Annotated in this window: 14 protein-coding genes; 8 read left to right on the top strand and 6 right to left on the bottom strand. The window is 74.1% G+C overall.

All coding sequences use genetic code 11. The features are described 5' to 3' along the window. Nucleotides 1-26: 26 nt before the first annotated feature. A complete protein-coding gene (locus ABZY44_RS29505) occupies nt 27-1,529 on the top strand; it encodes a PepSY domain-containing protein (protein ID WP_356659072.1) in 1,503 nt (500 codons plus the stop codon). Nucleotides 1,530-1,642: 113 nt separating this feature from the next. On the opposite strand, the gene ABZY44_RS29500 is transcribed toward ABZY44_RS29505, so the two are convergent. After that, nucleotides 1,643-2,155 carry an SRPBCC family protein gene (locus ABZY44_RS29500; protein WP_356659070.1) on the bottom strand — a complete coding sequence of 171 codons (513 nt, stop codon included), beginning with the start codon at nt 2,153-2,155 and terminating at the stop codon, nt 1,643-1,645. A 64-nt stretch (nt 2,156-2,219) separates the two neighbouring features. Between ABZY44_RS29500 and ABZY44_RS29495 the strand changes: the two genes are divergently transcribed. Next, a complete protein-coding gene (locus ABZY44_RS29495; RefSeq protein WP_356659068.1) occupies nt 2,220-2,885 on the top strand; it encodes a TetR/AcrR family transcriptional regulator in 666 nt (221 codons plus the stop codon). 138 nt (nt 2,886-3,023) lie between these two features. Here the strand turns inward: ABZY44_RS29495 and ABZY44_RS29490 are convergent, their stop codons facing one another. Together ABZY44_RS29490 and glnII are read right to left on the bottom strand one after the other, a co-directional pair. Continuing rightward, the gene (locus ABZY44_RS29490; protein ID WP_356659066.1) at nt 3,024-3,680 is read right to left on the bottom strand and encodes a winged helix-turn-helix domain-containing protein; all 657 of its coding nucleotides are present in this window, start codon (nt 3,678-3,680) and stop codon (nt 3,024-3,026) included. A gap of 601 nt (nt 3,681-4,281) precedes the next feature. After that, a complete protein-coding gene (gene glnII, locus ABZY44_RS29485; RefSeq protein ID WP_356659064.1) occupies nt 4,282-5,301 on the bottom strand; it encodes a glutamine synthetase in 1,020 nt (339 codons plus the stop codon). Nucleotides 5,302-5,599: 298 nt separating this feature from the next. Between glnII and ABZY44_RS29480 the strand changes: the two genes are divergently transcribed. After that, nucleotides 5,600-6,529: a Gfo/Idh/MocA family oxidoreductase gene (locus ABZY44_RS29480; RefSeq protein WP_356659094.1), complete on the top strand. Its 930-nt coding sequence runs from the start codon at nt 5,600-5,602 to the stop codon at nt 6,527-6,529. Between the two features lie 82 nt (nt 6,530-6,611). Here ABZY44_RS29480 and ABZY44_RS29475 read toward each other — a convergent pair whose 3' ends face one another. Next, a complete protein-coding gene (locus ABZY44_RS29475) occupies nt 6,612-7,184 on the bottom strand; it encodes a hypothetical protein (protein ID WP_356659062.1) in 573 nt (190 codons plus the stop codon). A 277-nt stretch (nt 7,185-7,461) separates the two neighbouring features. On the opposite strand from ABZY44_RS29475, the gene ABZY44_RS29470 reads away from it, so the two are divergent. Further along, a complete protein-coding gene (locus ABZY44_RS29470; protein ID WP_356659060.1) occupies nt 7,462-8,454 on the top strand; it encodes a DUF4344 domain-containing metallopeptidase in 993 nt (330 codons plus the stop codon). Between the two features lie 46 nt (nt 8,455-8,500). Here the strand turns inward: ABZY44_RS29470 and ABZY44_RS29465 are convergent, their stop codons facing one another. Then, nucleotides 8,501-8,872 (bottom strand): ArsC/Spx/MgsR family protein, encoded by a 372-nt coding sequence (locus ABZY44_RS29465; RefSeq protein ID WP_356659058.1) that lies wholly within the window; start codon nt 8,870-8,872, stop codon nt 8,501-8,503. A gap of 106 nt (nt 8,873-8,978) precedes the next feature. Here ABZY44_RS29465 and ABZY44_RS29460 point away from each other — a divergent pair, with 106 nt between their 5' ends. Then, nucleotides 8,979-9,242: a hypothetical protein gene (locus ABZY44_RS29460; RefSeq protein WP_356659056.1), complete on the top strand. Its 264-nt coding sequence runs from the start codon at nt 8,979-8,981 to the stop codon at nt 9,240-9,242. A 149-nt stretch (nt 9,243-9,391) separates the two neighbouring features. Here the strand turns inward: ABZY44_RS29460 and ABZY44_RS29455 are convergent, their stop codons facing one another. Next, nucleotides 9,392-10,594: a PP2C family protein-serine/threonine phosphatase gene (locus ABZY44_RS29455; protein WP_356659054.1), complete on the bottom strand. Its 1,203-nt coding sequence runs from the start codon at nt 10,592-10,594 to the stop codon at nt 9,392-9,394. Between the two features lie 148 nt (nt 10,595-10,742). Here ABZY44_RS29455 and ABZY44_RS29450 point away from each other — a divergent pair, with 148 nt between their 5' ends. From ABZY44_RS29450 to ABZY44_RS29440, 3 genes are all read left to right on the top strand, one after another. Beyond that, nucleotides 10,743-11,414, top strand: a complete 672-nt coding sequence (locus ABZY44_RS29450) for a VIT family protein (protein ID WP_356659092.1) — start codon at nt 10,743-10,745, stop codon at nt 11,412-11,414. 118 nt (nt 11,415-11,532) lie between these two features. Further along, nucleotides 11,533-12,435 carry a TIGR01777 family oxidoreductase gene (locus tag ABZY44_RS29445; protein WP_356659052.1) on the top strand — a complete coding sequence of 301 codons (903 nt, stop codon included), beginning with the start codon at nt 11,533-11,535 and terminating at the stop codon, nt 12,433-12,435. 180 nt (nt 12,436-12,615) lie between these two features. Further along, nucleotides 12,616-13,881, top strand: a complete 1,266-nt coding sequence (locus tag ABZY44_RS29440) for an NAD(P)/FAD-dependent oxidoreductase (RefSeq protein WP_356659050.1) — start codon at nt 12,616-12,618, stop codon at nt 13,879-13,881. Nucleotides 13,882-13,989 lie beyond the last annotated feature (108 nt).

The following is a 13,989-nucleotide window of genomic DNA, read 5'->3' as shown; positions in this document are numbered from 1 at the left end:
TGTCTTCGCCAACACCTAGGACACCCATGTCTCTCGACGAGGTCCAGGGAGCCCGCGCAGCGGACTCCGACGTACCCGAAACCGATGCGGAAGGCGCAGCCGCAGCCGCCTCCGCAGGCTCCTCGGCCACCGACCCCACCGGCGGGCCCGGCGCGTGGGCCGCCCTGCGGCCGCTGCTCCTGCGCCTGCACTTCTACGCCGGGGTGCTGATCGCCCCGCTGTTGTTCGTCGCCGCCGCCACAGGGCTGCTCTACGCCGGCTCCTGGCAGGCCGAGAAGATCCTCTACTCCGAGGAGCTGACGGTCGACCACGTCGGAGCGAGCGCGATGCGGCTCGGCGCGCAGGTCGACGCGGCCAAGAACGCCGCGCCGCAGGGCACGGTGGTCTCCGTGTGGCCGGCCCCGGAGGCGGACGCCACCACCCGGGTGATCATGGAGAGCCCGGGACTCGCCGAGGGCGAGACCCTCACCGTGTTCGTCGATCCGTATACGGCCCAGGTGCGCGGGAAGCTCACCACCGTCGGTGACGCGCTGCCGCTGCGGGCCTGGCTGAGCGAATTCCACTCCAGCCTTCAACTGGGGGAGTTCGGGCGCAACTACAGCGAGCTCGCGGCGAGCTGGCTGTGGGTGGTCGCGCTCGGCGGGCTCGCGCTGTGGATCGGCCGCAGGCGCACCCGTAAGGCGGCGCTGGTCCTTCCGGACCGCAAGGCGACCGGCCGGCGCAAGACGCTGTCCTGGCACGGATCCGTGGGCGTCTGGATCGCCATCGGCCTCGTCGGCCTCTCCGCCACCGGCCTGACCTGGTCGAAGTACGCGGGGGAGAACATCGGACGGCTCCAGGACAGCCTCGGCGGCGCGACCCCCGCCGTCTCCGCCACGGTGGGCGGCGCGCCCGCCGCCGATGCCGGCGGGGAGCACGCCGGGCACGGCGGGGGCGCCGGCGCTCAGGCGGCTGCCGCCCCGGCCGACGCCATCGGCATCGACGGCGCGGTCGCGGCGGCGCGCGCGGCCGGGGTCACCGAGTCCCTGCGGATCACCCTGCCCTCCCAGGGCAAGGGGTACGTGGTCAAGGAGCAGGACAAGCAGGTGCCGGTGCACCTGGACGCCGTCTCCGTCGACCCCGCCGACGGCCGGGTCATGGACGAACTCCGCTTCGCCGACCATCCGCTGCTCGCCCAGCTGACCCGCTTCGGCATCGACCTGCACATGGGCCTGACCTTCGGTCCGGCCAACCAGCTGGCACTGGCGGCCCTCGCGGTCCTGCTGATGTTCATGGTCGTCTGGGGCTACCGCATGTGGTGGCTGCGCCGTCCGACCAAGGGGCGCGGACTGTCGGTCGGCCGCCCGCAGCCCCGCGGGGCGTGGCGGAGGCTTCCGGTGACGGCGCTCCTGCCGCTGGCCGCCGTGACGGCCCTCGTGGGCTGGTTCGTGCCGCTGCTCGGGATCAGCCTGCTGGTGTTCCTGGCCGTCGACCTGCTGCTGGGCCTCGCGGCGTCGAGGCGCCGGGCCGGGGCGGGCGCGGAGGCCTAGGCGCGGCCGCCGGCAGGGGCCCTCTTCCGGGGGCTCCTGCCGGGTAGCGGCCGTGGTCCCGACCGGGCTCCCGCCAGGGCCCCGGCCGGGGTAGGGGGACCGTCGGGCGCCGCCTAAGCCCCGGCGGGGCCCGTCCCGGCGCGGGTGGTCCGGCCGAGTGCGAGGCGCACCAGGCGGACCCAGACCGACCAGCGGGCCGGGTGCGGCGCACGGCCGGTGGCCGCGCGCTGGATGTTGTCGAACGCGTCGCTCAGCAGGGCTTCGTGCAGCCAGCGGATCGCCAGGGGCCACATGAGGCGCATCTTGCCCTCCATGCGTCCTGCCGCGGTGTGGGAGATCCGGCAGCGCGTCGGGCCGTCGGGGGTGACGAGGAATTCGTGGTAGCCGTTCATGCCGAGTCCCGGAGCGAAGGCGAACCGGACGCGTCGGCCCGGTTCGTAGGCGGCGACCGAGTAGGCGATCCGTCCGTGGCCGCCGCGCGAACCGACCGCGAGGCCCGTGTCGAGCACCAGGGGCGGCCAGGCCGGTGCGGGCCAGATCCGGTCCTGCGGGGTGCCCAGGCGGTCGAGGAGGGCGCCGACCTCGGTGGCGGGCGCGTCGATGGTGCGCTGTTGGAAGTTGTGCACGTCGTCTCCCCGGGCCGGCCTCCATACGGAGGCGTATGGAATGACCGTACGGTAGCGTACGGACGTGGATCAAGGGCGACGACGGCTTACTGCGGACGACTGGGCGACGGCAGCGCTCGAAGCGATCGGCGAACGCGGGCTCGCGGCGGTGGCCGTGGAGCCGCTCGCGACGAGGCTGGGCGCCACCAAGGGCAGTTTCTACTGGCACTTCACCCACCGTGACGCACTCGTCGAGGCGGCTCTCGCGCTGTGGGAGCGACGGTTCACCGAGGCCACCATCGAGACCCTGGGCGCCGAGCCCGACCCGCGGGCCCGGCTGAGGATCCTGCTCACCCAGGTCACCGGCGGCGCCGGGCAGGACGCCGCGGCGGCCAATCTGCTCGCGTCGGCCGACCACGAGCTGGTGGCGCCGGTCGTGCGCCGGGTGGCCCGGCGGCGGCTCGACTACGTGACCGCGCTCTTCCAGGAGATCGGTTTCCCGCCCGAGGTGGCCGTTCAGCGCGCCGTGCTCGGCTACGCCGCGTACGTCGGCCACGACGAACTGGAGACCAGGCTGCCGGGCGTCCTTCCGCTCGGCGGCGAAGGCGGCGAAGGCCGACTGGCCGACTACATCGAATCGGTGCTCGAACTGCTCCTGCACGGCGCCCCGGCCGGTCCCGGGCAGGGCACGCCGGCCGAGGCCCCTCCCCGGGAGCCCGGGCCGCCGGTCACGCGATCTTCCAGAGCGTGAGCGTGGTGACGTGCCCGGCACCCTGGAGTTCAGGGTGCCGGTGGCGACGGCTTCCCCGCACTCCTCCGGAGGGGCTCGTCCCGGAAGACCGGGAAGGGCGGGAAGGGCGGGTCCTCGCGGGCCCGCCCTCGTGCCGGTTCAGGGGGCGTACTTGTACCCCACCCGGCGTACCGTCTGGATCGCGCCGCGGTGCGACGCGCCCAGCTTGCGGCGCAGCCGGGCGACATGGACGTCGACGGTGCGGCCGTCGCCGACGTGTCCGTAACCCCAGACGTTCGTCACCAACTGGTCCCGGCTGTGCACCCGGTGGGGGTTCGCGACCAGGTGGGCGAGCAGCTCGTACTCCAAGTACGTCAGGTCGAGGACCTGGCCGTCCACCTCGGCGGTGCGCTGCGCCGGGTCGATGCGGACCAGGGCGTCCCCGGTGACGGGGGCGGGCAGGGGGGCCGTACCGGCGTGACCGGCCTGGCCGGTGGTGCCGGTGGTGCCGGTGGTGCCGGTGGACCCGATGGCCCCGGCGGGAACGGCGTGCGGGGCGAAGGCGATCGGGGGCTGCTGGTCGGCGGGTACGAGCACCAGGTAGCCGACCATCGGCGGCTGGCCCGGCAGGCTGGGCACGCTGTGCTGGGGGGCGGGCAGCCAGGTGGCTCCGGGCGGCAGGAGATCCACGACGCGCGCCACCTCGTCGCGGTCCACGGCCCTCAGGCGGTGGCGCGGACTGGGCGGGAACGTCGGGTAGGCCCGGGAGGCGGTCGTGGGGGAGGCGGCAGAAGCGAAGGAGCGGGTGTTCGTCATGAGTGGTCAGCTCTTTCACGCGGAGGGTCGGCAGGAGACGTACGTGCGGGCGTCGTCTTTGTCGTACCGCGCAGACCGAAGGCCTCGGGGGAGGTCGTCAGTTGAGGTCCCGGAGGCTTTAGAGGGCCGGCGCGTTCTTCGCGCGGCAACACACCCGGTCGAAATCGTGGTCCTGACGGGAGGGCCAGAACGGCTCGAGGTCGCTGCGACCTGTCGAGGTGTGTGCGTGGCTGGCCATGGCCCCATTCAAGCAGATCCGAGCACCCTGGGGCAGGTCTCGTCTCACTTCGTGGATCGGAATCCCATATTCCGGGACTATCCGGTGAACGGAACATTCCAATCCCGACAATCCGTCATCCGGTGAGCCGCCTGCGCCCGTCCGAGCCCGGCACCCGTATCGCAGTGCGGGCGGTTCCGTCCCACGCGCAGGCCGCCCGCGTCCACAGCGGCGACCACCTCCCGCCCGACACCGGCCGTCCGGGCCGCCAGGCGGTACGGACAACGCCCGCCGGGCCACGGGGGTTCGGCGGGCGGGAACGGCGACGCCCGCCGGGCCACAGGGGCTCGGCGGGCGTCGTCCGTGTGCGGGAGCGCGGCGGGGTCAGACCAGGCCGTCCTTCTCCAGGGCGGCGCAGCAGGTGTCCGTGATGAGGCGGGTCACCACGTACGGGTCGACGTTCGCGTTCGGGCGGCGGTCCTCGATGTAGCCCTTGCCGTCCTTCTCGACCTGCCACGGGATGCGGACGGAGGCGCCGCGGTCCGAGACGCCGTAGCTGTACTCGTTCCACGGGGCCGTCTCGTGCAGGCCCGTCAGGCGCTCGTCGATGCCCGCGCCGTAGTTCTTGACGTGGTCGAGCGGCTTGCTGCCCTCGCCCAGGGACTCGCACGCGGTGATGATCGCGGGGTAGCCCTCGCGCATCGCCTTCGTGGAGAAGTTGGTGTGCGCGCCCGCGCCGTTCCAGTCGCCCTTGACCGGCTTCGGGTTCAGCGTCGCGGAGACGTTGAAGTCCTCGGCGGTGCGGTAGAGCAGCCAGCGCGCGATCCACAGCTGGTCGGAGACCTCCAGCGGGCCGACCGGGCCGACCTGGAACTCCCACTGGCCGGGCATGACCTCGGCGTTGATGCCGGAGATGGACAGGCCCGCCGCGAGGCAGTGGTCCAGGTGCTTCTCGACGATCTCGCGGCCGAAGATCTCGTCCGAGCCGACGCCGCAGTAGTAGCCGCCCTGCGCGGCCGGGAAGCCGTTGACCGGGAAGCCGAGCGGGCGGGTGCCGTCGAAGAAGGTGTACTCCTGCTCGATGCCGAAGATCGGGGCCTGGGCCGCGAACTTCTCGGCGATCGGACGCAGCTGCGCGCGGGTGTTCGACTCGTGCGGGGTCATGTCGATGTTCAGGACCTCGCACAGGACGAGGAGGTGGTCGCCGCCGCGGATCGGGTCGGGGCAGGAGAACACCGGCTGCAGCACGCGGTCGGAGGCGTGGCCCTCGGCCTGGTTGGTGCTCGAACCGTCGAAGCCCCAGATCGGCAGCGTGTCGCCGTCCGCCATGATCTTGGTCTTGGAGCGCAGCTTCGCCGTCGGCTCGGTTCCGTCGATCCAGATGTACTCAGCCTTGTAGCTCACGGGCCCCATCCTTCGGTGCGTCACTCCGGCGCGGACTCTGCGGGTGCTTGCGGTCGCGCGTCGCGGGTGCGGTGGCGTCTTGCGGTTGCGTACCGCGTTCGCGTCTCGCTCCGTCGCGCGCTGCGAATTCGTTCTGCGGTGTTGACCGCAGCGTGCCCGCTCGCGATTTCTCTTCCGTTGCCCGCGTGTGAACCCCGTGTTACCGAGGTTTACTCCGCAGGTGGGCACCCTTGTGCGGGTTGCCCGCAGGGCACCCGACCGGGTGGGGCAGACTAGGCAGGTGAGCATTTCGTACGATTTGACGTCCGCCGGAGATGCCGCCGCAGAGGCCGCTTCCGGGTCCCGCCCCCGCGTCGGGCTGCTGGGCACCGGCCCATGGGCCCACCGCACCCACGCCCCCGCCCTCGCCGCGCACCCCGGCTCCGAGTTCGTCGGGGTCTGGGGCCGCAGGCCCGAAGCCGCGGCCGAACTGGCCGCCGCGTACGGCGTGAAGGTGTACGAAGACCCCGAGGCGCTGTTCGCCGACTGTGACGTCGCGGCCTTCGCCCTGCCGCCCGACGTACAGGCCCCTCTCGCCGTGCGCGCGGCCGCCGCCGGCTGCCACCTTCTCCTCGACAAGCCCGTCGCGACCACTGCGGCCGCCGCCCGCACCGTCGCCGAGGCCGTCGTCGAACACCAGGTGGCCTCCGTGGTCTTCCTGACCCTTCGCTTCGCCGAGCCCACCGCCGGCTGGGTCGCGGAGCAGGCGGAGCGCTCGGGCTGGTTCACCGGCGCCGCCCACTGGCTCGGCGCGGTCTTCCCGCCCGACGGGGAGCGCAGCGCCTACGCCGATTCGCCCTGGCGCAAGGCCAAGGGCGGGCTGTGGGACGTGGGCCCGCACGCCCTGTCCGTACTCATTCCCGTACTCGGCGACGTCACCTCGGTCAGCGCCACCCGGGGCCCCTCCGACGTGGTCCAGCTCGCCCTGCGCCACACCTCCGGCGCCGCGAGCACCGCGGTGCTGAGCCTGAGCGCCCCGCGCGCGGCCGCCGGGGTGGGCCTGGAGCTGCGCGGCGCCGAGGGCGTCTTCGGCCTCCCGGAGTGGAGCAACGTCCAGGGCGCCTACGGCCGCGCCCTCGACGCGCTGCTCACGGCGGCCCGTACCGGGGTGCCGGACGGGCGGGGGGCGGAGTTCGGGGCGCGGCTGACGGAGATCCTGGCGGAGGCGGAGGCGCAACTGCTTCCTTGAGGGCGGCTGACGCGCCGTGGGCGGCCGCTCCGGTGGAGGCGGCCGCTCCGGTGGAGGGGCGGCCGCCTCCTCGCGACGGTTCCTACTTGATCAGGGCGTTGGCCACGATGATGGCCAGTCCGATCGTGGCGTCGGCCATGCCGATCGCGAGCGCGGAGCCGAGCTTGTAGCCGACCCGCATGGCCACGAAGGCGCCCCAGGCGAACAGCATCGCGGTGTTCAGGCCGAGCCCGACGGCGGTCACTCCGTGGGAGTCCCAGCCGGCGAGCCCGGCGATGAGCAGCAGCAGGATGGTCGGAAGGGTCGCCGCGATCATCGGCCACTCGTTCCACAGGGCCCGCATGAGCAGCGGCCACCGGTGCCCGACCGAGTCGGGCTGGTGGGTGGCCATGTGGTGCGCGTACCCGTGCGCGAGTCCGGCGGTGGCGGCGGTCACGAGGACCCAGCTGGCGTCGTAGACGGGTGTGTAGTCCCCGCCCTTCTGGTCGAGCGCGGCGAGCAGCCCGGACGCGAGGACCGTCCCGTACACCCCGCCGAACATCCAGTCGGCCCCCCGGCGGGGCGGCGGAAGCGTCGGCGCGGCGGGGGTGGGGGGCACGTCGTGGTCGGTGGGGCCTCCGGGAGTTGTGGGCTGGGGATGCTGCTGCTCGGTCACGACGGGTCCTTTGGTGCGGTACATACCACTTTGTTGCTTGCCCCACCCTACGAGGTGCGGAGCAGGGCCCAACCGATCGTTTCAGAGTGAGGTGCGGAGTCGTCTCCGGCGGATGAGGCCGCAGGCACGGTGGAGCAGGCCGAGGTGCAGGGGGGCGCGGGGCCTGGGCCTCGTCGACACCGTGGCGGACGGTCCCCCGTACGGGCGGCTCGAGGGGCGCCCGCAGCCGGACGGCCGGAGGATCAGAACGGGAACACGCGACGGGAGCCGACCAAGAATGCCGAACACCGCCGGTCGCCCGAAGCGGGCGCGCATCATCCTGTCAGGCGTGCTGGTCCTCGCCGCGGTCGTCGTGACCGGGTGCGGCGGCGAGGCCCGCGACGCCGGGCGGGGGACCGGAGCAGGGCCTCGCCCCCAGGCGGCGCGCTCCGGCAGGGTCACCGTCGTCTACGAGGCCCAGACGGTCACGCCGGAGGACCGGCAGGCCGTGGCGCTGATCCGGAGGTCCCGTGTGCTGGAGCGGTCGGCCGACTGGGTGAACAGAGCGCTGACCCTCCCGCACGACATGGTCGTGAAGGTCACCGCCGACGTGCCGCCCGGCGTCACCGACGCCGTCACCCAGCCCGACGGCAGGACGATCTTCATCCCGCCGTCGTTCCTGACGACCATCGAGAAGGCCCTCGCCGATGTCGTGAAGACCGTCGAACGGCCCGCCCCGATCCCCGCGTCCGAGTACAACACCGACGATCTGACCGTGCTGTCGACCGAGTTCGTCTTCGGCCACGAGATGGGCCACGCCCTGCAACGCCAGCTCCTCCTGGCCAACCTCGGCCTCGAAGAGGACGCGGCTGACGGCTTCGCGTCCTTCTACACCGTCAACGAGGTCGGGCCGGGCCCGTCGCTGGCCGCCGCGGTCCTCTTCGACGAGCTCGCCCGCAAGGAAGGCCGGCCGACCCTGGAAGGCCTGGCGAGCGACCATCCCGTCACCCAGCAACGGGCCTTCAACTTCCTGTGCCACCTGGAGGGCAGCGACCCGAAGAAGTATCAGAAGTCCCTGGTCGACAGCGGCTATCTCCCCAAAACCCGCGCCCCCCTCTGCCCGCAGGCGTGGGCGATGCTGGACTACGGCTGGTGGACCCAGCTTCAACCCCACTTCAGCGTGGCGTTCAGGGCCCGGGGCGACGAGGAGCAGAAGAAGGCGCAGGCGCGGCTGATCGCGGAGACGGAGGCCCTGGCGCGGCGCATCGACAAGATCCGCGGCAGTCAATGAGCCCGTCCCGTAGGGGCCGGGGGCGAGGGGCGGCCGGGACGGTCGGTCACGTGTGGCGGGACAGGGCCTCGCGTACCGCCTCGTCCGTGCGGGCGACCACCGCGGTGCCGTCCTCCGCGGTGATGATCGGACGCTGGATCAGCTTCGGATGCGCCGCGAGGTGGCTGATCCAGCGCTGCCGCGCCGCCTCGGTCTCCTCGCGCGGCAGGTCTCGTACGCCGGTCTCCTCGGCGAGCGGGTCCGAGGTGCGGGTGATGTCCCAGGGCTCCAGGCCCAGGCGGCCCAGCACCTCGCGGATCTCGGCCTCGGAAGGAACGTCCTCCAGATAACGGCGGACGGTGTACTCGGCTCCTTCCGCGTCGAGCAGGGTCAGTGCGCTGCGGCACTTCGAACAGGCGGGGTTGATCCAGATCTCCATGCCCGGAAGCCTATCGAGGCAGTGCCTGGCCAGGTCCTTTGTCAGTGGTCCCCGGTAAAATCGAGGAAGAACGACGGGACGCCAACCACCAGTTCGGAGGCTGTAGATGGCCACTGCCACGACCACGCACCCCATCGAGCGGATCAAGAAGAAGCCGTTGCCCGCGGGGCTGCCCCGCGAGTGGTACGAGAGGCACAACCGGGGGCTGAAGGCGATGCGCCTGGCGATATCGCTCCTCGACTCGGGCACCTATGACGTCCAGCGCGCCACCAACCGCAAGATCCGCACCATGGCGGTCCGGACGGGCGTCCGCCGCCCGTCCAACGTCACCTGCAGGATGGTCCGGTCCTTCATCCGCGAAGCCGCGTAGGCAGCACCCGTCCCTGCCCGTCTCCGCTCGTCGCCGGGAGACGCGAGGAGACCCGGGGAGGCCCGGGGGAGCCGCGCCGTGTCCCTGCGTGCAGGGCCACGGCGCGGCCTCGCCTCGTGAGGCTTCCGCGTGCCCCCGGTGCGGCGTCATCACGGTGCCGTCGTCCCGGCGCGCGGCGCCTCGCGGCCCGGTCCCTGCCGTCCGGCCCTCGCCCTCCGTCCCTTGCCGTCCGGGGCCGTACCGTCGTCCGGCTCCTCCGCGGGCGAGAGCACCAGCAGCGCCACGTCGTCGCCCGGCCCGCCCTCGGTGAACGACTCCAGGTCCCGCCACACCGCCCGGGCGAGCCCCGTCGCCTCCGAGGCCAGTACGGGCACGCGCGCGGTCAGCGGGTAGAAGCACCCCGCCGCGTCGCGCGCCTCCGTCACCCCGTCCGTGTACATCAGCAGCCGGTCGCCGGGGAGGACCGGGAGCTCGACGGGCTCGGCAGGGGCGGCCGGCTCCGCCGCCCCGGCCGCCCCGGCGAGGCCGAGGCCGAGGGGCGGGCCCGGGGGCACGTGGAGTTCCGAGACCGCGAAGCCGCGTAGCAGCAGCGGCGGGGGATGGCCGCAGGACACGATCCGCACGAGGTCCGATCCGGGCGGGAACTCCAGGAGCACCGCCGTCGCGAACAGCTCCGCGTGCTCCACCGATCCGGCCGCCGCGTCCGCCAGCAGCCGCCGGTCCAACCGGGCCGCCACGGCCGAGAGCTCCGCGTCGTCCAGAACCCCTTCCCGGAAGGCGCCGAGCAGCGAGGCGACCGTGCCGACGGCGGCGAGGCCGTGCCCCTGGACGTCGGCGACCACCGCGCGCACGCCGAAGGGCCCCGCCCGTACGTCGTACAGGTCCCCGCCCACCAGGGTGCCGCGCTGGGCCGGCCGGTAGAGGCCGGAGCAGCGGATCCGCCCCACCCGTTCGGGGACGGGCGGCAGGACCGCGAGCTGGGCGGCCTCCGCGACGCTGCGCACGCTGACCAACTGGGTGTCGCGGCGTTTTCGGACCCAGGCGACGACCACGCTGAGGATGCCGATCGCCGCGACGGTGGCGAGGTCGGAGCCCCGGGCGTGCACGACGCCGATGACCGGCAGACCGAGGAGCACGAGCACGAGGCCGGCGAAGACGGCCGTCCCGGCGGCGCCGTACGCGAAGGCCGCCACCGGCGGGAGCCCGGCCAGGAAATAGCCGAATTCCACGTCGCTCGGAGTGATGCGCTGCGCGAGGACCAGCAGGACGAGCGCCACGACGGGCGCGAGCCGGGCCCAGCGTGGTGGCGGGGCCCCGCGCATCCAGCCAGGCTCCTCGCGTTCGCGTCTCACTCCTCCACCCTGGTACCGGCGCCGACCGCGCGCACGCCGGGTGGCCCCCGCGGGCGGGCGCCACGACAGTGGGGGCGTGACGGAAACGGTGGACGGCGGTGGCGGTACGGGTACGGAGGGCAGCGGAGGCGGTGCGCAGAGCGCGGCGATCAGTACGCGGCTGAACTGGCTGCGCGCGGGGGTGCTCGGCGCGAACGACGGGATCATCTCGACGGCCGGCCTCGTCGTGGGCGTCGCCGGGGCCACGACCTCGCGCCCGGCGATCCTGGCGGCGGGGGTCGCGGGCCTGCTGGCGGGTGCGCTGTCGATGGCGGCGGGGGAGTACGTCTCGGTCAGCTCCCAGCGGGACTCCGAGAAGGCCGCGCTGGACCTCGAACGGCAGGAGCTCGCGGAGTCGCCGGAGGAGGAGCTGGAGGAGCTGACGGGGCTGCTGGTGGCGCGGGGGCTGAGCGGGGAGGTCGCGCGGGAGGCCGCGCAGCAGCTGACGGAGCGGGACGCGCTGCGGGCGCACGCACGGGTGGAACTGGGGATCAACCCCGACGAGCTGGCGAACCCGTGGCACGCGGCGGTGGCGAGCCTGGTGGCGTTCACGGTGGGTGCGGTGCTGCCGCTGCTGGCGATCGTCCTGCCGGGGCCGTCCTGGCGCGTGCCGGTGACGGTGGCCGGGGTGCTGGTGGCTCTGACCCTGTGCGGGGTGCTCAGCGCACGGCTGGGCGGGGCTCCGGCCGGCCGGGCCGTCCTGCGGAACGTCGCCGGAGGCGCCCTGGCGATGGCGGTCACCTACGCGGTGGGCACGTGGCTCGGCTCGACCCCGTCGTGACGCGGGTCCGCGCACGCCCCCCGCCCCCGCTCCCGTCCCCGCTCCCGCCCCCCACCCCGTCCCGGGACCCGCACCGGGAAATCGGGCCCGAGCGGGGCCCGGCTGCGAGGATGGCGCCATGCGTATCGCACTCACCGGTGCCACCGGCCTCATCGGCAGCGCCCTCGGGCGGGACCTACGGGCCGACGGCCACGAAGTCGTCCGCTTCGTGCGGCGGGAGCCGGCCGCCCCGGACGAGGCGCGGTGGGATCCCGCGCGGGGGTACGTGGACCCCGCGGGGCTCGCCGGCTGCGGAGCCGTCGTGCACCTGGCCGGCGCCGGGGTCGGAGACCACCGGTGGACGGACGCGTACAAGCGGGAGATCCGCGACAGCCGGGTCAAGGGCACGGACACCATGGCGCGGGCCGTCGCCGCCATGGCCGAGCCGCCCGGGGCGTTCGTCTGCGGGAGCGCCATCGGCTACTACGGCGACACGGGCGACCGGGCGGTCGACGAGAGCGCTCCGGCGGGATCCGGCTTCCTGCCGGAGGTGTGCGTCGCGTGGGAGGCCGCGGCCGCCCCCGCCCGGGACGCCGGGGTCCGGACCGTGTTCGCCCGTACCGGGCTGGTCGTCGCCGCCGAGGGCGGGGCCTGGGGGAAGCTGTTCCCGATCTTCAAGGCCGGCGTCGGAGGCAGGCTCGGCAACGGCCGCCAGTACTGGTCGCACATCTCGATGCACGACGAGATCGCCGCCCTGCGGTGGCTCGTGGACAACCCCGCCCTGAGCGGGCCGGTGAACCTCACCGCCCCCGAGCCCCTGACCAACCGCGAGGTCACGGCCGCCATGGGCCGGGTCCTGCACCGGCCCGCGCTGTTCGCCGTACCGGCTCCGGCCCTGCGCGCCGCCCTCGGCGCGTTCGCCCAGGACGTACTGGGCAGTCAGCGGGTGCTGCCCGCCCGGCTGCTGGAGTCCGGCTTCGTCTTCCGGCACCCCGGCATCGAAGAGTCCATCAGGGCCGCCCTGCAAGCTCGGCCGTCCTAGGGGCGCTTGGAGGGGGAGCACCCCGTTGTCCGCGTGCGACCGTTCGTGAGCCGAATGCGACCGTCGTGCGACCGAAGTTGACCGGGCGGGCTGTAATGGTCCGCCCCACTCTGGTTCCGCCGGGATCGGTTGGGGGAAGGAGGATCCCCACACAGCCGGGCCGACCTCGGGGAGGGGCACGTGCTCCACAGCGCACACGCACACCATGCGGACGTAGTCATCGTGGGAGCCGGAGTTTCCGGACTCTCGGCCGCACACCACCTGATCGCGGCGGGAGTCACGGTCATCGTCCTGGAAGGCGCCGACGACCCGGGCGGCCGGATGGCCACCGAGACCGTCGACGGCTTCCGCCTCGACCGGATCGGACAGCTCCTCAACACCGCCTACACCGAGCCGGCCCGTACCCCCGGACTGGAGGGCCTGGTCCTGCGGCCCTTCGCGCCCGGCGCCCGCGTCCACGCCGACGGCAGGACGCTCCGCGCCGGGGCCCTCACCCCCGCCCGCGCCCTGACCAGCGGCTCCCTCGACCAGGCACGCGTCGGAGCCGCCCTCGCACGGCTCGCCGCGCTGCCCGAGGAGCGCCTCCTCGCCCGCCCCGAGCGCACCGCCCACGCCGCCCTGAGCTCCAGGAGCCTCGGGACGACGCTGCGTCCGCTCCTCGCCGCACTCCTGCGCGATCCCGCGCTCACCACCTCCAGCCGCGTCGCCGACCTGGCCCTGCGCACCTTCGCCCGAGGCCGCCTCGCCGTGCCCGAAGGCGGCGCCGCGACCCTGCCCGGGCTGCTCGCCGCCGCACTGCCGCCCGGCACCGTCCGCACCGGGGTCCGGGTCCGCTCCGTGGCCACCAACCTCGTCACCACCGAGGAGCACGGCGACTTCAGCTGCCGCTCCGCCGTCCTGGCCACCGGGGCCCGGGCCGCCGCCGAACTGCTCCCGGGCCTGCGCGTCCCCGACTTCCACCAGGTCACCGTCATCCACCACGCCACCGCCGCCGGCGCCGGGCCGCTCCCCTGGGACGGCTCGCTCCTCCTGGACGGCGACCCCGGCCGGCCCGTCGCCCACACCGCCGTGATGAGCGCCGTCGACCCCACGCGCGCCCCTCGGGGCCGCAGTCTGGTCACCACCACCGTCCTCGGCCCGCCGCCGCCCGCGCGCACTGTCGCCTCGCGCCTGGCCCGGCTCTACGAGACCTCGACCCGGGACTGGGAGCTCCTCGCCGTCCACCACACCCCCGAAGCCGTGCCCGCCATGCCCCCGCCGCAGGACACCCGGCGTCCCGTCCGGGTGCTGGCCGGGCTGTACGTGTGCGGCGACCACCGGGACACCAACACCGTCGAGGGCGCCCTGCGCTCGGCCCGCCGGGCGGCCGGGGCCGTCCTGCGCGATTTCGGCATCCCGCTCCCGGCCGCCCCGCGCGCCGCGCTCGCGGTGCCGGTGGCGGCCTGAGCCACCCTCCCCGGCGGGGCCCCGCCAGCCCCGCCGGGGCCCCGGCCCGGGGCGGCGGCGACGGGGCGGGCGCCCGGGGCCGCGGGGCGCCCCCCGGCCCGCCCGCAC

The sequence above is a fragment of the Streptomyces sp. NPDC006544 genome, assembly GCF_040611715.1.
Taxonomy (GTDB): Bacteria; Actinomycetota; Actinomycetes; order Streptomycetales; family Streptomycetaceae; genus Streptomyces.
The sequence above is the reverse complement of the archived record's forward strand: the minus strand, read 5'-3'. Positions and strand labels throughout refer to the sequence as shown.